The organism is Aquabacter sp. DMC10 (genome assembly GCF_056314145.1).
Map to the genome: position 1 here is coordinate 48588 of NZ_JBQUYX010000010.1, position 18708 is coordinate 67295.

15 protein-coding genes and 1 tRNA gene are annotated in these 18708 nt (G+C 69.1%); 6 read left to right on the forward strand and 10 right to left on the reverse strand.

Annotated features, from left to right (window positions below):
• Positions 1–73: 73 nt before the first annotated feature.
• The 4 genes from ACT54L_RS22830 to ACT54L_RS22845 form a co-directional block, all read right to left on the reverse strand.
• A complete protein-coding gene (locus ACT54L_RS22830; RefSeq protein ID WP_476087961.1) occupies positions 74–1327 on the reverse strand; it encodes a tyrosine-type recombinase/integrase in 1254 nt (417 codons plus the stop codon).
• 168 nt (positions 1328–1495) lie between these two features.
• Positions 1496–1585: transfer RNA gene (locus ACT54L_RS22835), tRNA-Ser, on the reverse strand.
• Positions 1586–2507: 922 nt separating this feature from the next.
• Positions 2508–3371 (reverse strand): 2,3,4,5-tetrahydropyridine-2,6-dicarboxylate N-succinyltransferase, encoded by an 864-nt coding sequence (dapD, locus tag ACT54L_RS22840; protein WP_476087962.1) that lies wholly within the window; start codon positions 3369–3371, stop codon positions 2508–2510.
• Between the two features lie 45 nt (positions 3372–3416).
• Positions 3417–5036: a peptide chain release factor 3 gene (locus ACT54L_RS22845; RefSeq protein ID WP_476087963.1), complete on the reverse strand. Its 1620-nt coding sequence runs from the start codon at positions 5034–5036 to the stop codon at positions 3417–3419.
• A 119-nt stretch (positions 5037–5155) separates the two neighbouring features.
• Between ACT54L_RS22845 and ACT54L_RS22850 the strand changes: the two genes are divergently transcribed.
• Positions 5156–5557 (forward strand): hypothetical protein, encoded by a 402-nt coding sequence (locus ACT54L_RS22850; protein ID WP_476087964.1) that lies wholly within the window; start codon positions 5156–5158, stop codon positions 5555–5557.
• Between the two features lie 58 nt (positions 5558–5615).
• On the opposite strand, the gene fdxA is transcribed toward ACT54L_RS22850, so the two are convergent.
• From fdxA to ACT54L_RS22870, 4 genes are all read right to left on the reverse strand, one after another.
• Positions 5616–5951 carry a ferredoxin FdxA gene (fdxA, locus tag ACT54L_RS22855; protein ID WP_476087965.1) on the reverse strand — a complete coding sequence of 112 codons (336 nt, stop codon included), beginning with the start codon at positions 5949–5951 and terminating at the stop codon, positions 5616–5618.
• A gap of 82 nt (positions 5952–6033) precedes the next feature.
• Positions 6034–6327 carry an RNA-binding S4 domain-containing protein gene (locus ACT54L_RS22860; protein ID WP_476087966.1) on the reverse strand — a complete coding sequence of 98 codons (294 nt, stop codon included), beginning with the start codon at positions 6325–6327 and terminating at the stop codon, positions 6034–6036.
• The gene (locus tag ACT54L_RS22865) at positions 6328–9666 is read right to left on the reverse strand and encodes a helicase-related protein (protein ID WP_476087967.1); all 3339 of its coding nucleotides are present in this window, start codon (positions 9664–9666) and stop codon (positions 6328–6330) included.
• A gap of 315 nt (positions 9667–9981) precedes the next feature.
• The gene (locus ACT54L_RS22870) at positions 9982–10710 is read right to left on the reverse strand and encodes a class I SAM-dependent methyltransferase (RefSeq protein ID WP_476087968.1); all 729 of its coding nucleotides are present in this window, start codon (positions 10708–10710) and stop codon (positions 9982–9984) included.
• A gap of 160 nt (positions 10711–10870) precedes the next feature.
• Here ACT54L_RS22870 and gloB point away from each other — a divergent pair, with 160 nt between their 5' ends.
• From gloB to ACT54L_RS22885, 3 genes are read left to right on the forward strand one after another with little or no spacing between them, the layout of a single operon-like run.
• Entirely contained in the window at positions 10871–11644 is a 774-nt protein-coding gene (gloB, locus tag ACT54L_RS22875) for a hydroxyacylglutathione hydrolase (RefSeq protein WP_476088103.1), read from the forward strand.
• A 2-nt stretch (positions 11645–11646) separates the two neighbouring features.
• Complete coding sequence (locus tag ACT54L_RS22880) at positions 11647–12072, forward strand: cupin domain-containing protein (protein WP_476087969.1); 426 nt, start codon at positions 11647–11649, stop codon at positions 12070–12072.
• 43 nt (positions 12073–12115) lie between these two features.
• Positions 12116–12316 (forward strand): hypothetical protein, encoded by a 201-nt coding sequence (locus ACT54L_RS22885; protein WP_476087970.1) that lies wholly within the window; start codon positions 12116–12118, stop codon positions 12314–12316.
• Positions 12317–12720: 404 nt separating this feature from the next.
• On the opposite strand, the gene ACT54L_RS22890 is transcribed toward ACT54L_RS22885, so the two are convergent.
• The gene (locus ACT54L_RS22890) at positions 12721–14730 is read right to left on the reverse strand and encodes a c-type cytochrome (protein ID WP_476087971.1); all 2010 of its coding nucleotides are present in this window, start codon (positions 14728–14730) and stop codon (positions 12721–12723) included.
• A gap of 134 nt (positions 14731–14864) precedes the next feature.
• Between ACT54L_RS22890 and ligA the strand changes: the two genes are divergently transcribed.
• Together ligA and ACT54L_RS22900 are read left to right on the forward strand one after the other, a co-directional pair.
• Positions 14865–17312 carry an NAD-dependent DNA ligase LigA gene (ligA, locus tag ACT54L_RS22895; protein WP_476087972.1) on the forward strand — a complete coding sequence of 816 codons (2448 nt, stop codon included), beginning with the start codon at positions 14865–14867 and terminating at the stop codon, positions 17310–17312.
• A 239-nt stretch (positions 17313–17551) separates the two neighbouring features.
• Positions 17552–18049: a ferritin gene (locus ACT54L_RS22900; protein WP_476087973.1), complete on the forward strand. Its 498-nt coding sequence runs from the start codon at positions 17552–17554 to the stop codon at positions 18047–18049.
• Between the two features lie 25 nt (positions 18050–18074).
• Here ACT54L_RS22900 and recR read toward each other — a convergent pair whose 3' ends face one another.
• Positions 18075–18680 (reverse strand): recombination mediator RecR, encoded by a 606-nt coding sequence (gene recR / locus ACT54L_RS22905; RefSeq protein ID WP_476087974.1) that lies wholly within the window; start codon positions 18678–18680, stop codon positions 18075–18077.
• Positions 18681–18708: the final 28 nt, after the last annotated feature.

Consider the following 18708-nt stretch of genomic DNA (forward strand, 5'->3'; position numbering starts at 1 on the left):
AAAATATCTTGTTTCCCAATATCTTATCGATAGCCTCGGTGAGGCCTGCAATGTCAAATTGACCTGCTGCTCTTCACTTCGCCACCGAGGGATTTGCCGGGCTGGAACAGACGAACGCATCCCAGGCCTCCATCAACTCCCTGCGCTTTTCCAGTGCGTCCCCCCTGCGGTAGGCAAGCTCAGTCGCATCACCGACCGCGTGAGCCAAAGCAGCCTCCGCGACCTCGCGCGAGAAGGTGGTGGTGTCGCCTGCCCAGTCGCGGAAGGTTGACCTAAACCCGTGCGCCGTGGCGTTGACCTCCAGCCGCCGCAGAAGGGCTGTAAGGGCCATGTCGCTCAGTTGGCTGCCTTTGCGCTGGCCAGGGAAGACAAAAGCGTCAGGCTCCCTCCCAAGCTGCGCGACGGTCTCCAAGATTTCGACAGCGCGGACGGTCAAGGGAACACGATGCAGGCGACCGGCTTTCATGCGCTCGCCTGGGATCGTCCATAGGCGCGCGTCTAGGTCGATCTCTCTCCAACGGGCTCCTCGCACCTCGCCCGATCTTGCGGCGGTCAGGATGGCAAATTCGAGCGCGAAGCTGCTCATCCCCCGAACAAGCCGGAGTCGGCGGACGAATGCGGGCAACTCCGCATAGGCCAGAGCCGCATGGTTGCCGCGCTGGAGCTTCTGCCGTTTTGGCAGTGTGAGCGCGAGATGGCCCTTCCAGCGCGCCGGGTTCTCGCCCGCCCTGAGCCCCTTCGCCTTGGCCGCATCCAGTATAGCCTCAATGCGGCCCCGCACGCGGGAAGCGGTCTCGTTCTTGCTCACCCAGATGGGCGTCAGGATCGCGAGCACGTCCTCGGTGCTGACTTGGTCCACCGCCTTGTCGCGGATGGCCGCGCAATAGCCCCCGGCCTTGAAGCTCCCGTCTTCATCGCGCTCCAGGCTGAGCGTGTACCGCCACTGCGCTATGTGCTTCGCGTTCCGCCATGCAGGTTCCATCACCCGAATGTAAGCCTCTGCAACCTCCCCAAAGGTGGCCACGCTTTTTGCCGCCGCCTTCTTGCGGCGCTCCGCAATGGGATCAATTCCCCTAGCCACCTGCTCGCGCGCCTCGGCCGCGAGTTGCCGCGCTAGGGCGAGCGAGACCGCCCCTAGCGGTCCTAACCCCAGCTCCCGCATCTTCCCACCGCCGGGAGCGGAAGGGTCTGCCTTCCAGCGGAAGAAGAATGTCCAAGACTTTGAGCCGCTGGGAGACACCACAAGGTACAGGTTCCCCCCGTCCGCGTGGCGGCCCGGCTTCGTGATCGTGGCGACCGTCCGGGCGTTGAGTCTGTTGAGTTTCATGCCGATTGCTAGGGGCGCTTAGCTAGGGCGTCATTGCTCCTAGCCCTAACCCTAACACCGAACCGGGATTCAGGGGAATTTCGTGGCGCTTTCGGAGACCCGCTGCGAAACGGAATCTAGGAATTTCAACGCTTTTGGTAGGGTGTGGGAAAGCCTGGAACAGGCAATTGGCGGAGAGAGAGGGATTCGAACCCTCGATACGGTTTCCCGTATACACGCGTTCCAGGCGTGCGCCTTCAACCACTCGGCCACCTCTCCTCAGCGCGCGGGCGCGCTGCAGCCCTGGACTTCACCGGGGGCGGGCTGCGCCTCCCCGGGGCCGGCGGACCGGCGTGCGCACTTCACATGCGCGTCGCATGATCAGGCGAGGATCTGGACATCCCTCTGGACCCGAAGGCGTGAAGCCGAGGGGTCTGCCTGTGCGAACCTGCCGTGGCTGCGTTGTTTCCGACGCCAGCGCGGAGAACCGCGCCACCCAGGCAAGGCGGCGAAATATACCGAGCGGAGGGGCTCTGGCAAGCCGGAATTCGCGCCGTCCCCAATCATCCGTGCACAGGCCCTGCCGGGCTGCGGAACGCAGGCCTGCCAGCACCGGCCCTTCGGAGTGTCATGGCGAGGCTGAAGGCTACGCCTCCCCTGGCGGGCCCGCGTTTTCTCACCGCGCGCTGCGGTCGCATCGCACGGCCAACGTGCCGCGGCGACCAGCAGGAGCCGTGGCACCTGCTGCGGTCGTGGCGGGCGTCGCGGTCTCCTGGGATCAACCGCGCGGTCTGTTGGCGGAGGGGCCTTATTTCCCGAACGGGTGGCGCCGCTCCTGCGCATCAGGCGAAAGGGCGCGGCGATCAACGCTTGGCATGGCACGACGGGGGCTAGGTCCGCTTGTTCGGCGGTGCCCCGCCAGCTCCGCACCAGATCGTTGGCGGAGGGCTCTCTCGTCTTGGCGGGCCACCCATCCTGCCTGCGCGCGGCGGCCGCCCCGTGGCCTGGCGCGTTCGGAGAAAACGCCGGAAGGGACCCCACGGATTGGGGGCTGCGGCGCCTGCGGATCGATCCCACGGGACACCGTCAGCGGAAGGGCGCCCTTCCCCCGCGCCGGGGCTGGTAAAGGTGGCATCGCGCCCCGAGGAGGCGCCGCCGAAAGGGCGGCTCCAGGCGTGGGCGCCGGTTCTGGTGCCGGGGATCAGTCCCGCAGGAGGTCGTTGATGGAGGTCTTGGCGCGGGTCTGCTCGTCCACGCGCTTCACGATCACGGCGCAATAGAGCGAGGGGCCGGGACGGCCGTCGGGCAGCGGCTTGCCCGGCAGGGAGCCCGGCACCACCACGGAATAAGGCGGCACCTCGCCGATGAAGATGTCGCCGGTCTCCCGGTCGACGATCTTGGTGGAGGCGGAGATGAAGACGCCCATGGAGAGCACGGAGCCGCGGCGCACCACCACGCCTTCCACCACCTCGGAACGGGCGCCGATGAAGCAATTGTCCTCGATCACCACCGGGCCGGCCTGGAGCGGCTCCAGCACGCCGCCAATGCCGACGCCGCCCGACAGATGCACATGCTTGCCGATCTGGGCGCAGGAGCCGACGGTGGCCCAGGTGTCCACCATGGTGCCCTCGCCCACATGGGCGCCGAGATTGACGAAGGAGGGCATCAGCACCACGTTCGGCGCGATATAGGCCGAGCGGCGCACCACGGCGCCGGGCACGGCGCGGAAGCCGGCGGCGCGGAAGTCGTCTGAGTTCCAGCGCTCGAACTTGGAGGGTACCTTGTCCCACCAGGCCGCCCCGCCGGGACCGCCGGTGATGACTTCCATGTCGTTGAGGCGGAAGGACAAGAGCACCGCCTTCTTGAGCCATTGGTTCACTTGCCAGGTGCCGTCTTCCAGCGGCTCGGCCACGCGCACCTTGCCGGCGTCGAGCAGGGAGAGGGCCTCGTCGACGGCCTCGCGCACCGCGCCGCGGGTGGAGAAGCCGATCTCGGCGCGGTTCTCGAAGGCGGCGTTGATGACGATCTCAAGGTCGGGATTGGCCACGGCGGCGGTCTCAGACATGGGGTTCCTCTTTCGATGTTGGGGCGTGGACGTGGAAATGCGGGCTCAGCCGCGCTCTTTCACGGCCACGAATTTCAGCTTGGGCCATTCCTCGATGGCGCGGTCGAGCACCCATTGGCTGCGGGCGAGATAGACCGGGGCCTCGTCGCGGTCGCGGGCGATGGAGGAGCGGGAGGTCTCGATGAAGCGGTCGATCTCGGCCCGCTCGCCCACGATCCAGCGGGCGGTCACGAAGGAGACGGGCTCATAGCGGATGGGCACGCCATATTCCTTTTCCAGGCGCGAGGAGAGCACGTCCAGCTGGAGCGTGCCCACCACGCCGACGATGGGCGCGGGATCGGAGACCGGGCGCAGAACCTGCACCACGCCTTCTTCCGCCATGTCCTGGAGGGCTTTCGAGAGCTGCTTGGCCTTCATGGGATCGGACAGCAGCACCCGGCGCAGGATTTCCGGCGCGAAGTCGGGAATGCCCTCGAAGCGGATGGTCTCCCCTTCCGAGAGCGTGTCGCCCACCCGCAGCATGCCGTGGTTGGGAATGCCGATGATGTCGCCGGCCACCGCCTCGTCCACCGTCTCGCGCTCCTGGGCGAAGAAGAAGATGGGGTTGGCGATGGCCATGTTGCGCTTCTCGCGGGCATTGAACAGCTTCATGCCGCGCTTGAAGGTGCCCGAGCACAGGCGCACGAAGGCCACCCGGTCCCGGTGGTTGGGGTCCATATTGGCCTGGACCTTGAAGACGAAGCCGGAGACATGGTCTTCCTGTGGCTCCACCACCCGGCCGTTGGCCGTGCGCGGCAAGGGCGAGGGACCGAAGGTGCCGAGCCCCGTGAGCAGCTCCGCCACGCCGGCTTCCTTGATGGCGCTGCCGAAGAAGACGGGCGACAGATGGCCCTCGCGGAAGCTGTCCACCTCGAAGGCGGGCAGCACGCCGAGCGCGAGCGTCAGGCCCTCCACCGCATCGGCCAGGATGCGGCTGTCGAATTCATCGAGGCCGTCCATGCCGAGGAGGTCCTCCACCTCGTCGAACGGCACGATGCGGGTGAGCGGCCCGCCGCGCTCCTCGGCCAGCAGCGCCTGCTTGCCCTTCACGTCGATGAGGCCGCGAAAGTCCGTGCCCATGCCGATGGGCCAGGTGAAGGGGGTCAAATCAAGCGCCAGGGTGGCGGAGATGTCGTCCATCAGCGCCAGCGGGTCGATGCCCTCCCGGTCCACCTTGTTGATGAAGGTGAAGAAAGGAATGTCGCGCAGGCGGCAGACCTCGAACAGCTTGCGGGTCTGGCTCTCGATGCCCTTGGCGGCGTCGATCACCATCACCGCCGCGTCCACCGCCGACAGGGTGCGGTAGGTGTCTTCCGAGAAGTCGGAGTGGCCGGGCGTGTCCAGCAGGTTGAAGACGATGCCGTCGCGCTCGAAGGTCATCACCGAGGAGGTGACGGAGATGCCGCGCTGCTGCTCGATCTCCATCCAGTCCGAGCGGGTGCGCCGGCGCTCGCCGCGCGCCTTCACATGGCCGGCCATGCGGATGGCGCCGGAGGCCAGCAGCAGCTTCTCGGTGAGCGTGGTCTTGCCCGCGTCGGGATGCGAGATGATCGCGAAAGTCCGGCGGTGCGCATAATCGGGGAGGGCGGCAGTCGGCGCCGCGCCGGGTTCTGTCTGTTCGAGCATGGGCGCCTTATAGTCAAAAACGCCGCCGCACGGAACGGCGAAGCGTGCCGAAGACCGGCGGGACTGCAGAAGGAAAATGGCGGATGGAAATGCCTGTGGGAGCCCTGCGGACACGGCGGATGCGGGCCGCAGTCGCAGCCGCCGTGCTGTGCCTCGCCCTGCCGGCCCTGGTGCCCGACGCCCATGCGCTGCTGGCGCCGCAATATTACGAGCAGGCGCGCCGGGAGGCGGCGAGCGTGATCGTGCTGGAGGTCAGTGCCGTGACGCCGCCGGAGGGCGCCTTCGGCCTGTGCCAGGTGGCGGGCATCGTGCGGCGGGTGGAGCGGGGCACCGCGTTCGCGGCGGGCCAGGCAGCGACGGTGGGGGTGCCCTGCGCCACGCCGGACGCGCACCCGCCGCTGGGTGGCACGATCTACCAGGAGACGGCGCGTCTGAAGGCCGCGCCCTATGGGCGCGCCTATCTGGACGCGGCGGGCGGCCTGGCCCTGTCGCAATATGAGATGCTGGACGCCCTGCCCTAGGGGCGGACGGACCTTTCCGGTCGCCCACCTTGTTGCAGGGCCTCAGTGTTGCAGGACCTCAGTCGCCCTGGCCGGGCTCAGGGGAGAGCAGCTCTTCCTTGCCGGGCTTGCCGTCCCATTCCTTGGCGTCGGGCAGGGGATCGCGTTTCAGGGTGACGTTGGGCCAGGCCTGCGCATATTGGGCATTGACCGCCAGCCACTTCTCGAGGCCCGGCTCGGTGTCCGGCTTGATGGCCTCGGCCGGGCATTCCGGCTCGCACACCCCGCAATCGATGCATTCGTCGGGATGGATGACGAGGAAGTTCTCGCCCTCGTAGAAGCAATCCACCGGGCAGACCGAAACGCAGTCCATATATTTGCAACGGATGCAGTTCTCGGTGACGACGTAGGTCATGGCGGTTCCCTTTCGCGCGCCGCACTAGCGCAGGCCCCGTTCCCACGCAAGCGCGGGAGAGGCGGGGGAGCCATGCGGGGCGCTACTTTTCACTCTGATTTGATGTCAAATCTTCGAATATCTCGGCAGCTGCTGTAGCATTTCCCCTGCGGGGCGAAAAGTCGCGAATGCGCAGGACGCGCACGCCCGCATCCAGCGACACCGTCACCACTTGCCCGACGCGCACCGCATGCCCGGCGCTCACGATGCGGGCCCCGTCCACCCGCACATGGCCGGACCGCACCAGGGCGGTCGCGGCGCTGCGCGAGCGGACCACGCGGGCATGCCAGAGCCACAGATCCAGGCGCTGACGATCCTCGCGTTCGGCGACGAACACTCAGCTTCCCTTCTTCTCCGCCTCCAGGCGCGCCTTGAGCGCGGCGAGGGCGGCGAAGGGGCTGTCGGGGTCCATGGGCTTGTCGCGGCGGCGGTCCTGGTGGACCTGCACCCGCTCAGGCCGGGGGCCGCGCTGGCCCTCTCCCTCGCGGGGGCCGCGGAAGGGACGGTCCTGGCGGTCCTGCCGATCCTGGCGGGGCGGCCGCTGGCCGTGGGTCTCGGCGCGCTCGGTCGGCGCGTCACCGGAGGCGGGGGCCGCGGTGCGCTCCTGCGGGCGGTCGGAGCGGCGGTTCTGGAACCGGCCGCCATCCTTGCGCTCGCCGTCGCGGCGTTCGCCGCCCTTGCGCTCGCCACCCCGCTCGCGGCCTTCGCCGTGGCCCTGTCCCTGTCCCTGCCCCTGGCGCTGGCCTTCGCGGCCGGACCGCTCGCGGCGCGGCGCGCCCGGCGGACGTCCGGGACGCCACACTTCGATCAGCGCCGGCTCCAGCGCGGCGCCGTCAGCGGCGGCTTCCGTGCCCTCGGCGGCGATTGTCTCCGCCGCACCGGCCTCGGCAACGACAGCCTCGCCCCCTGCGACAGCGGCCTCGGCCGTCGCTTCGGCGCTGGCCACCAGCTCGGCGGTGGTGTCTTCGGCCTCTGCATTTTCCGCCGGGGCGTCTTCAGCCTGGGCGTCCTGAGCGTCGACGCCGTCCGCAGGGGCTTCCGCCGCTTCCACCGCGTCGGGGGCATCCGCCTCGGGCGCGGGGGCGATGTCACCCTCGCTCGCGGCGGGGGCTTCCACCGGATCGAACAGCAGGTCCGCCTCGATGGCGCCTTCCGGCGCCGGGGCAAGCTCAGGCGCGGCAGCTTCCGACACCGGCGCATCCGGCGGCGGGGCCGCCCGGCGCTCCATGCGATAGCCCAGCGAGCGCAGGATGGAGGCGAAATCCTCGCCGGAGCAGCCGGCGAGCGAGGTCATGCCCACGGTCACCGTGAAGCCACGGCCGTCCACGGCGCCGGCGGGCTTGGGCCCGGGCGACTGGGGACGCCAGGCCAGCGCCGGGCGGATGAGGTCGGCGAGGCGCTCCAGAATGTCCACGCGCACCGCCCGCTCGCCGCACACGCGGAAGCCCACGGCCCGGTAGAGGCCCTTGTGGATTTCCGGGTCCACCGGAATGGAGGTGCGCCCGCTCGCCGCCAGATGCGGCAGTTCGTCCAGGCCCTTCTGGGCGAGGCCGCCATGCTTGAGCGCATAAAGCTCGGCCGCCAGCGCGCGGGGCGCGGGCTTCAGCAGGCCGGGCAGATAGATGTGATGGGCGCCGAAGCGCACGCCATAGCCGCGCAGCGTGGCGCGCGCGGCCTGGTCGAGGGTCTTCATCTCCTCGGCGACGCGGGCGCGCTCCAGCACGCCGAGGGCCTCGACGATCTGGAAGGCGATGCCCCGGCCGATGCCGGTGATGTCCTCGGCCTCGGCGAGCTTCAGGAGCGGGCCCAGGAGCTTGTCCACATGGGCCTTCAGCCACAAGGCGAGGCGGGCCTCCACCTGGTCGCGGGCGGCGCCCGTGAGGTGCTCGTCGGCGATGATCTTGAAGCGGGGCTTCAGGACCTCATCGCCGGGAATGAGCTTGGCCACCGGCTCGCCGGTCCAGCGGATGGTGCCGTCGGCGGTGAGGACGAAGGCCTCGTCCACCGCCATGCCGACACGCGTCGCGCGGGCCTCGATCTCGCCCGCCAGGGCCTTTTGTGCGGCGGCGCGCAGGGCCTTTGCCTCCTCGCCACCCGCCGTCGGATCGGGTGCGAACTGGAAGCCCTGCAGATGGCCGATCACATGGCCTTCCACGGTGACATCGCCGGTCTTGCTGATCTCAGTTTCGAGCATCGTTTTCTCTCGCAGGCGCCGCATGAGCACGCTGGTTCTGCGGTCCACGAACCGCTGAGCCAGCCGTTCGTGCAGCGCGTCGGACAGCTTGTCCTCGACCCCTCTCGTGACGCCTTGCCAGTGCCCCGGATCCTTCAACCAATCGGGACGGTTGGCAACGAAGGTGAGGGTCCTCACCTGCGCAATCCGTCTCGACAGCGTGTCGATGTCGCCTTCTGGGCGATCGGTCAAGGCGATTTGACGCGCGAACCACGTATCGGGGATAAATCCACCCGTTCCCACATGGTGAAAGAGCCCCCGCACCAGGTCCGCATGGGCACCGGGGGAGATCTTGCGATAGTCCGGCACCTGGCACGTCTCCCACAGCCGCTCGATGACGGTGGGGGAGGTGGCGATGGCCGCCACATCGGCGTCAGCGCTCATGATTTCGAGCACTTGCACGTCGTCGGCGGTGGGTGCGCGGGTCAGTCCGTCCTCCCGTGGGGGAAGGCCGAGGCTGTCCTTCAGCGCCGCCAGGGAGGTGTAATCGGGGACAGCGTTGCGCCATTGCAACACCTTGGCGGTGTCGAACACATGGGCTTCCAGCCGCTCCACCAATTCAGGCTCAAACGGCGGGCAGCGGCCGGTGGTGCCGAACGTGCCGTCCCGCTGCGCGCGGCCGGCGCGGCCGGCGATCTGGGCCATTTCGGAGGGGTTGAGGCGGCGGAACTGCCAGCCGTCGAACTTGCGGTCCGAGGCGAAGGCCACATGGTCCACGTCCAGATTGAGGCCCATGCCGATGGCGTCGGTGGCCACCAGATAGTCCACGTCGCCGGATTGATAGAGTTCCACCTGGGCGTTGCGGGTGCGCGGCGAGAGCGCCCCCATCACCACCGCCGCCCCGCCCCTCTGGCGGCGGATCAGCTCGGCGATGGCATAGACCTCCTCCGCCGAGAAGGCGACGATGGCCGAGCGGGGCGGCAGGCGCGTGATCTTGCGCTCGCCCATGAAGGACAAGGTGGACAGGCGCGGCCGGACCTGGACGTTGATGCCGGGCATCAACCGCTCCAGGAGGGGACGCATGGTGGCCGCGCCGAGAATCAGCGTCTCGAAGCGCCCGCGCCGGTTGAGCAGGCGGTTGGTGAAGACGTGGCCCCGATCAAGGTCGGTGGCCAGCTGGATCTCGTCGATGGCGACGAACGCCACGTCCAGGTCGCGCGGCATGGCCTCGACGGTGGCCACCCAATAGCGCGCGTTCGGCGGCTTGATCTTCTCCTCGCCGGTGACGAGGGCCACCTTGTCCGCGCCCACCCGCTCGACAATGCGCTGATAGACCTCGCGGGCGAGCAGGCGCAGCGGCAGGCCGATGATCCCGCTCTCGTGTCCGAGCATGCGCTCGATGGCCAGATGCGTCTTGCCGGTATTGGTGGGACCCAAGACCGCCGTCACACCTCGCGCACGGATGGAGCGCGGGAGAACGGCGAGCTTCGTGACATCATCCATGAGCGCCAGAACTGCCCGCTGCGAGAAGAGTGGATCTGTATCATATCGGGGCGCCAATGCCAGAATGCCACCCTGAGGCGAGAACGGGCCGAGAACGAAGCGGGTGCGAATCGGTTGAGTCGGCAGGTCAGCGATTCGTTCCGCCCTGTCCCGCTCTGGCACAGGCCGGCGCAGGGGGTGAGAACACAGGCGGATCAAACCGTGCGCGAATCGCGGCGGGGCGCAGGGTCGCGGTCCGTTCTCCCACCGCGTCCATGCGGCTCGCCTGGGCGGGGCGGGGATGAATAGCCGGCGAAAGATCTGTGATTCGCCGGCTTACCCCGCGGGCACGCCCTGACCGAACACCGGCTCCAGCACCGGCGAGAAGGCCGGGCGGCGCACCAGGGCGGGGCGATGCAGCTGCTTGGTGGCCTCCACCAGGATCGCGCCCGAGAAGGGCAGGGAGAGGCCGGAGCCCACCCGCTCCCAGGCATGGGCGGTGCGCAGCAGCCAGCGGGAGGACACCGGCGGGAAGTACAGCGCCTCGCCCCAGCCCACGGGCGTGAACAGGGTTTCCCGCAGCAGCCGCACCACCTGCCCGCGCGAGAACGGCCGGCCATTGCCGAACGGAGTGGTATCGAGCCGCGCCCACACGCCCCGGCGGTTGGGCACCACCGCCAGCAGCCGCCCGCCGGGGGCGAGGATGCGCCAGACCTCCCGCAGCATCTCCGCCGCGTCGGGCGTCATTTCCAGCAGATGGACCGCCACCACCCGGTCGATGGAGGCATTGGGCAAGGGCAGGGCGGTCTCATCGGCCAGGGCCGCCAGCGTGGGCGCCGCAGAGGGCCAGCGCACCACGCCCTGGGCGGCGGGCATGACGGCGATGCACCGTTCCGCCTCTTCCCGGAAGGCGCCCAGATAGGGCGTCGCATAGCCCAGGCCCAGCACGGAGAGGCCCTGGACGTCAGCGAAGCGGGCCCGGATGGCGCGGCCCAAGATGCGGCGCGTCACCACGCCCAGCGGCTGGGCATAGAAGCTGCGCAGGTCCACGACGTCGAGAAACATGGTCTCCCCTCTCCGGCGCACAGCTTATAACATGGGACACGTTCGATCCCTGCCATATGGCTGCCGCGCGCAGCCGGTATGGCGTTCTTCCCCGGGCCCCTGCGCCCGCGCGGCCCTGCCGAGACGACCTATGGGAAACACCGCCATGTCCGCCGAGATCATGTCCGCCGAGATAAGGATCGTTCCCTGCCTCAATGACAATTATGCCGTGCTGCTGCACGACCCGACGACCGAGGCGACGGCGGTGATCGACGTGCCGGAGACGGCGCCCGTGCTGGCGGCGCTTGGGCGGGAAGGCTGGGATCTCACCCATATCCTGGTGACCCACCACCATTCCGATCATGTGGCGGGGGTGGAAACGCTCAAAGCCCAGTTCGGCGCCACGGTGGTGGGGCCGAAGGCCGAGGCCGCCGGCATTCCCGGCATCGACGTGGAAGTGGTGGACGGCGATCCGGTGGCGGTGGGCGCCTTCGTGGGCCGCGTCATGGAGACGCCGGGCCACACCGCCGGCCATGTGGTCTATCTGTTCGAGCGCGAGCATCTGCTGTTTGCCGGCGACACCCTGTTCGTCATGGGCTGCGGCCGGCCCATCGAATGCGATCCGCCGGTGCTCTGGCGCTCTTTGCTGCGCCTGCGCAGCCTGCCCGACGACCTCCAGGTCTATTGCGGCCACGAATATACGGTGGCCAATGCCCTCTTCGCCCTCTCGGTGGACCCGGAGAACGGCGCCCTGCGCGGCCGTTTTGCCGAGGCGGAACGGGCGCGGCGGGAGGGCAAGCCCACCATCCCGACCCTGCTGGGCGATGAGCGGCTCACCAATCCCTTCCTGCGGGCTGATGATCCGGGCATGGCGGAGCGGCTGGGCCTGGGCGAATCCGATCCGGCCGCCGTCTTCACCGAGCTGCGCGCCCGCAAGAATGTGTTCAAGGCCTGAGAATGGCAGACCTGACCGCCGCCGAGATCATCGCCCTGCTCGGCCTCCAGCCCCATCCTGAGGGCGGGCATTTCCGCGAGACGTTTCGCGAGGCCGGGGAGGGCGGCGGGCGCGGCGCCTCCACCGCCATTTACTTTTTGCTGGCGGCGGGGGAACGCTCCCATTGGCATCGGGTGGATGCCAGCGAGACCTGGCACTTCTATGCCGGCGCGCCGCTGCGGCTGTCCATTGCGGAGGCGGGCGGGGCGCCCCGCCATCTCACGCTCGGCGCCGATCTCCTGGCCGGCGAGCGGCCCCAAGGCGTGGTGCCGCCTTTGGCTTGGCAGGCGGCTGAGAGCCTGGGGGCCTGGACGCTGGTGGGCTGCACCGTTGCCCCGGCCTTCCGGTTCGAGGGGTTTGAGCTGGCCCCGCCCGGCTGGGCGCCCTGAGGCGGCGTCTTCAGGCGTTCAGTCCCGCTGGAAATGGCCGGGGGTGAAGACCCACACCACCAATCCCTTCATCTCGACCCTCGGGGCGACCCATCGCGGCGACAGGGGCGGGGCCGGCGTCGCGCCGGCCTCCGCGCGTGCGCTGGCGGTGGAGGCCGCCCGTGCCTTTGCCGGAGCCGCCTGGACCTTGTCCTTGGCGCTGGCTCCCGCCGCCGCGTGGCGCGCTGGCCGCGCGGAAGCCTGATCCGGCGCGGGCTGGCTTGAAGCCGAACGGGGCAAGGCCTCCCCCGCCTGCGCCGGCCCCACAAGGGCCAAGGCCGGCAGAAGCGAGAGCGCGCATGTGACGAGGGTCAGGCGCATGGGACCTTTTTCTCCGTCCCGGTCCGAAGCGCCGGCGGCGGAGGGCAGAATGCCGCAAGGGGAGGGGTTTGGGAAGGCGCGACGGCGCCGTTCCGGGTGAGCGCCCCGGCCGGAGCGGGTCCAAAGGCGCGGCGGTGTCATCCCTCAGCTTTTCCGCGAGTCGCCCCGACCGGTGGCCGTCGACGCGCGCGGGCGCGGGGCCCTCAAAGCGGCTGCACCCGGCCACCGCGCAGGCGGGCCGGGTGCAGGAGCATGGTCGCGCGTCCGGGCGCCGCGGCCCGGCTGGCCCTATTTGCCGGCGCTGAACTGCGGCTGCTGGAGCTGCAGCGTCTGGATGACCTGCTGGCCGAAGCTGCTGAGCAGGGCATATTGGTTGGCCACCGAATTGTTCGGCTGCGCCACCACTTGCGGGCAATAGGCGGTGATGAGGGCGTTGGCCACGTCCGCCTTCTTGGCCTTGGGATTCTGCTGGGCAAGCGTAGTGGCGAACTGGGTCGCCGCATCGCCGCTCACCGGCGGGGTCACCTTGCCGACGAGGGTGGTGGCCGCGTCCACGAGGGCCTTGGGCACCAGCTTGCCGTTCGCATCGGGGCAGGTGAGCTTGGCGGCCATGGAGGTGGGCTGGCGGGCCACCAGCGAAGTGCCGGTGGGCGTCGCCCAGATGGTGGCCACGTCCGGCATGGGAATGGCGGCAACCCCCGGCGAGACGGTGGCCGCCGCCTGCAGGGTGAAGCGCCTGAGCTCATTGGCCTTCTGCCAGTCGGGCAAGGTGGTGGCCGCCACCACCGGGCAATAGGCGGCGGTCAGCGCGTCCACCACCGTGCCGGGGGAGGCATCGCTGTCGGCGGCCTTGTAGGCGTCGGCCAGCATCTGGGTGCCCCGCTCGCCGCCCTGCATCATCTTGGTGAGCGCTGCCACCGCCTGCGGGTCCGGCCCGGTGGCGCCGGGCGCGCCGCCCACCTTGGGGCAATCGAAGGCGGAGGCCTGCTGAGTGCCGAAGTCCGGCACATGGGCGGTGGCGCGCCAGGCGGCGACCATGCCGGCGCTCACATTGGGATCGGCGGTGTTGCCCCAGGAGGTGCGCACATAATTGGCGAGGCTCGCCACCTGCTGGTCGGAGAGGCGCCCGGCGAAGGAGGGCATGGGGCCATAGGTGCCGCCCGCCGGCAGGCCGCCCAGGATGGCCATGATGACATTATAGGGCTCGGCCGCATTCACCGCCGGATTGCCCGCCAGCGGCGGGATGATGTCGGTGGAGCCGGAGCCCTTGGACTGGTGGCAGGGCGCGCAATTGTCCACATAGAGCTTGGCGCCGCGCTGGAACTCGGCCGGCGAGAGGCGCGAGGCCGCCTGCGGGGCAGGCTGGTCCTTGGGCGGCGGGCTGTCGAGGAGATAGGTGACGAGAGCTTCCCGGTCCGCCGGGGTGAGATAGGCGAGGCTGTCGCGCACCACTTCCGCCATGGGGCCGAACACCGAGGTCTTGCCCGGCGCCGAGCCGTCGGTGAAGAACTTGGTGAGCGTGTCCTTGGTCCAGCCGTCCTTCTTGAGCTGCGCGGCGTCGATGCTGGGCGCCCAATAGCCGTCCACATCGGCGCCGAGGAACTGCTCCTTCCCCTTCACCGCGCCCATGATGTTGCGGGGCGTGTGGCAGTCGGCGCAATGGCCGAGCACTTCGGCCAGATAGGCGCCGCGGTTCCACTGGTCGCTCTTGCCGACGGTGGGCTTGAAATAGGCCGCCTCGAAGAACAATTCGCGCCAGGCCAGGAGGCCGAGGCGGATGTTGAAGGGGAAGTTGAGCTCGTTCTCCTTGCGCGCCACCGGCTGGGCGGGGATGCGCCGCACGAAGGCCCACAGGGCTTTCAGGTCATCCTCGCCGATGCCCGTATACGAGTCGAACGGCATGGCCGGATAGAGATAGGCGCCGTCGGCGCGGATGCCGTTGTGGAGCGCGTTCTTGAACTGGTCGAACGTCCAGGTGCCGATGCCGTTTACCGGGTCGGAGGTGATGTTCACCGAATACATGGTGCCGAACGGGGTCTTGAACGGCAGGTTGCCCGCATAAGGCGTCTTGGGATCGCCGGTGTGGCAGGGCATGCAATCGGCCGCGCGGGCGAGATAGGCGCCCCGCTCCACCAGGGCGTCGTCGCCGGTGGCGGTGGCGGGAGCCGCAGAGGCAGGAGCCGCAGAGGCGGCAGGAGCAGCGGCGGCGGGTGCCGCCGGCTGTTGGGCGAAGGAGGGACCCGCCGCTGCGAGAGCCGCAACGGAAGCCGCTGCCATCATCAGTTCGCGCAGGCCCATGAGCTACCCCCTTCGATTTCTTTCTCACTTAGTCTGGACATCTTACAAAAAGGCGACGGCTTGGCATCCCCCGTTCGCGTGCTTGACCTGCGGCCTGTTGCCGGGGAGGGCGCATTGGGCCAAAACGTCACGCCATGACCACTGCTCCGCGCCCCGCTTCCCCGCTCCGCGACCTGCCGGTTGACCAGCTCGACCGCGTCGCCGCCGCCAACGAGCATGCCGCGCTCGCCGACGAGATCGCCGGGCATGACCGGCGCTACTACCAGGACGATGCGCCGCAGGTGTCGGACGCGGAATACGACGCCCTGCGCCGCCGCTACGAGGAAATCGAGGCGCGCTTTCCCGAACTGCGCACGGGGGAGAGCCTCTCCGAGCGGGTGGGGGCGGCGCCCTCGAGCCGCTTCGCGAAGATCGCCCACACCGTGCCCATGCTGTCGCTGGCCAACGCCTTCTCCGACGAGGAGGTGGAGGAATTCGTCGGTCGCGTGCGGCGCTTCCTCGACCTGGCGGAGGGGGACGAGGTGGCGTTCACCGCCGAGCCGAAGATTGACGGCTTGTCCTGCTCGCTGCGCTATGAGCGGGGCGAGCTGAAGAGCGCGGGGACGCGCGGCGATGGCTCGGTGGGCGAGGATGTCACCGCCAATGTGCGCACCATCGCGGAAATCCCCCACCGGCTCGATGCCCCCGATGTGCCTGAGATCATAGACATTCGCGGCGAAGTCTATATGGACGCCGCCGACTTCCAGGCGCTGAATGCGCGCCAGGAAGAAGCAGGCAAGCCGGTCTTCGCCAATCCCCGCAACGCCGCTGCCGGCTCGCTGCGCCAGCTCGATCCGGCGGTGACCGCCAGCCGGCCGCTGCGCTTCTTCGCTTATGCCTGGGGCGAAGCCTCGGCGCTGCCGGCGGACACGCAGAAGGGCGTGGTGGATGCCTTCGCCCGCTGGGGGCTGCCCACCAATCCGCTGACCATCCTCGCCACCGACACCAAGGGCCTGCTGGACCATTATCGCAGCATCGGCGCCCAGCGTGCCGAACTCGGCTATGACATTGACGGCGTAGTCTACAAGGTGAACCGGCTGGACCTCCAGCGGCGCCTCGGCTTCATCTCCCGCTCCCCCCGCTGGGCGCTGGCGCACAAGTTTCCGGCCCAGCAGGCGGTGACCGAGCTTCTCGACATCGAGATCCAGGTGGGCCGCACCGGCGCGCTGACCCCCGTCGCGCGGCTGAAGCCCATCACGGTGGGCGGCGTGGTGGTGGCCAATGCCACCTTGCACAACGAGGATTACATCCACGGCATCGGCAATGACGGCGCGCCCCTCCGCGAGGGGCGCGACATCCGGGTGGGCGATTTTGTCATCATCCAGCGCGCCGGCGACGTGATCCCGCAAGTGGTGGACGTGGTGCTGGACAAGCGCCCCGCCGATGCCCGCCCCTATGCCTTCCCCCACACCTGCCCGGCCTGCGGCTCCCACGCGGTGCGCGAGGAGGACGGCTCGGTGCGCCGCTGCACCGGCGGCCTCATCTGCCCCGCCCAGGCGGTGGAGCGCATCCGCCATTTCGTCTCCCGCAACGCCTTGGACATCGAGGGGCTGGGCGACGAGAATGTGCAGCTCCTGTTCGACGCCGGCCTCCTGCGCACCCCCGCCGACATCTTCCGCCTGCACACCCATGCGGAGGCCGTGCGCCGCGCCTTCCTGGAGGCCCGCGAGGAGCGCGCGCAGAAGCGCGAGGCGGAGACGGGGCGCACCCGCAAGAAGGTGCTGAGCGAGGAGGATCGCCAGTTCCTGGGCGTCGACAAGCTGTTCGCCGCCATCGAGGATCGCCGCACGGTGCCGCTCGCCCGCTTCCTCTATGGGCTCGGCATCCGCCATGTGGGCGAGGTGACCGCCAAGGCGTTGGCCAAGGCTTTCCGCTCCATGGAGGTCTTCGTCTCGGCGCTGGAAAAGGCCGTGCCGGCGCGGCCCGGAGAGGCCTGGCAGCGGCTTCTCGGCGTGCCCTCCGTGGGGGCCAAGCGGGCGGAAGCGCTGGCGCTGGCGAGCGAGGGCGTGGAGAGCGCCGATCCCGAGGCGGTGGTGCGCGAGCTGTTCAACCGCGCGGCCATCAATGCCCGCCAGCGCGTCGCCCTGCGCACCGCCTATGGCGAGGATGCGGCCCTGCTCGCCGCCGTCGTCGCGGCTCGCCAGGCCCTCCCGGGGGCGGACTTCCTGGAACTGGCGGCGGTGCCGGACGTGGGCACGGTGGCGGCCACCTCCCTGTGCGAATTCTATGCGGAAGACCACAATCGCACCTTGCTGGCGGCTCTGCTCGCCGAGGTGAAGGTGGCCGACGCGGAAGTGGCCCAGCCGCCGGCCTCCTCCCCGGTGGCCGGCAAGACGGTGGTGTTCACCGGATCGCTGGAGCGCATGACCCGCGAGGAGGCCAAGGAGATGGCCGAGCGGCTCGGCGCCAAGGTGGCGGGCTCGGTGTCGGCCAAGACGGACCTGGTGGTGGCCGGCCCCGGCGCCGGTTCCAAGCTGGAGAAGGCGCGCAGCCTCGGCGTGGAGGTCATCACCGAGGATGAGTGGTTCGATCGCACCACCTGACCCGGCGGGCGGCGCGCGCGCCGCCCCGCGGGACCTTGAAGGTCGGAACGATTCCAGGAAGCCGCGCGCGCCCGTGCGGCAGCTGCATTTCCGGCCAAGTGCTTGAACTGGAATAATGATTATCTAAGCCTCTGCCGCTTTCGCGCAATTGATCGGTCAAGGCCAGGCTGTAGGGTCGCGCCCGTGACCGGACCGGCGCCGCCGCGTCACGCCCAGTTTCAAGCATCCTGGAGCGTAAAATGGTTAGCGAGAAGCTCGAAGCGAAGTTGAATGACCTGCTCAACGGCGAGCTTGAGGCCCATCACATCTATCTGCAGGCGGCGGCCTGGGCGTCTGGAAACAATCTGGAAGGCACCAAGGACTTCCTCCTGAAGCATGCGGCCGAGGAATTGACGCACATGCTGAAGTTCTTCGCCTTCCTGGATGATCTCGGCGCCCCCATTTCCCTGAAGGCGCTGCCCAAGCCGGAAATCCTCGCCAACGACATCACTGGCCTGTTCAAGCGCATCCAGGAGGAGGAGCGCAAGGTCAGCCGCAACATCTTCGAGGTGATCGACCTCGCTCGGGTCGAGCACAGCCACGAGACCGACCAGTTCCTGCAATGGTTCGCCGCCGAGCAGCACGAGGAAGAGAAGCTGTGCCGGCAGATCCTCGACAAGATCGCGCTCATCGGCGATGGCCCGAACTCGCTCTATCTGGCCGATCGCGAGCTGGCGCACCTGTCCAAGGCCCATTGAGGCGAAGGGCCGCCGCGCCCGCGCCTCACAGGGGCGTGCGGGCGCGGATGGCGGCGGACAAGGTGCCTTCGTCGAGATAATCCAGTTCGCCGCCCACCGGCACGCCCTGGGCGAGGCGCGTGACCTTCACGGGCGCCTCGCGCAGGAGGTCGGTGATGTAATGGGCGGTGGTCTGGGCATCCACGGTCGCGCCCAGCGCCAGGATCACCTCGGTGACCCCCTCCCGATGCACGCGCTCCACCAGGGACGCCAGGTTCAGGTCGTCCGGCCCCACTCCGTCCAGCGGCGAGAGCACGCCGCCGAGCACGTGATACTTGCCGCTCACCGCGCCCGAGCGCTCCAGCGCCCACAGGTCCGCCACTTCCGCCACCACCACCAGCAGGCTGCCATCGCGGGAGGTGTCGCGGCAGACCGTGCAGGGGTCGCACACATCCACGTTTCCGCAGGTGCGGCACACGATGATCTTGTCGAGCGTGTCCTGGAGCGCGGCGGTCAGCGGCGCCATCAGGCCCTCGCGCTTCTTGATGAGGGTGAGGGCCGCCCGCCGGGCCGAACGCGGCCCCAGGCCCGGCAGCCGGGCCAGGAGCTGGATGAGGCGTTCGATCTCGGGGCCGGCGACGGCGCGGGGCATGCGGGGGCCTTGCGGGAATCCTGGACGG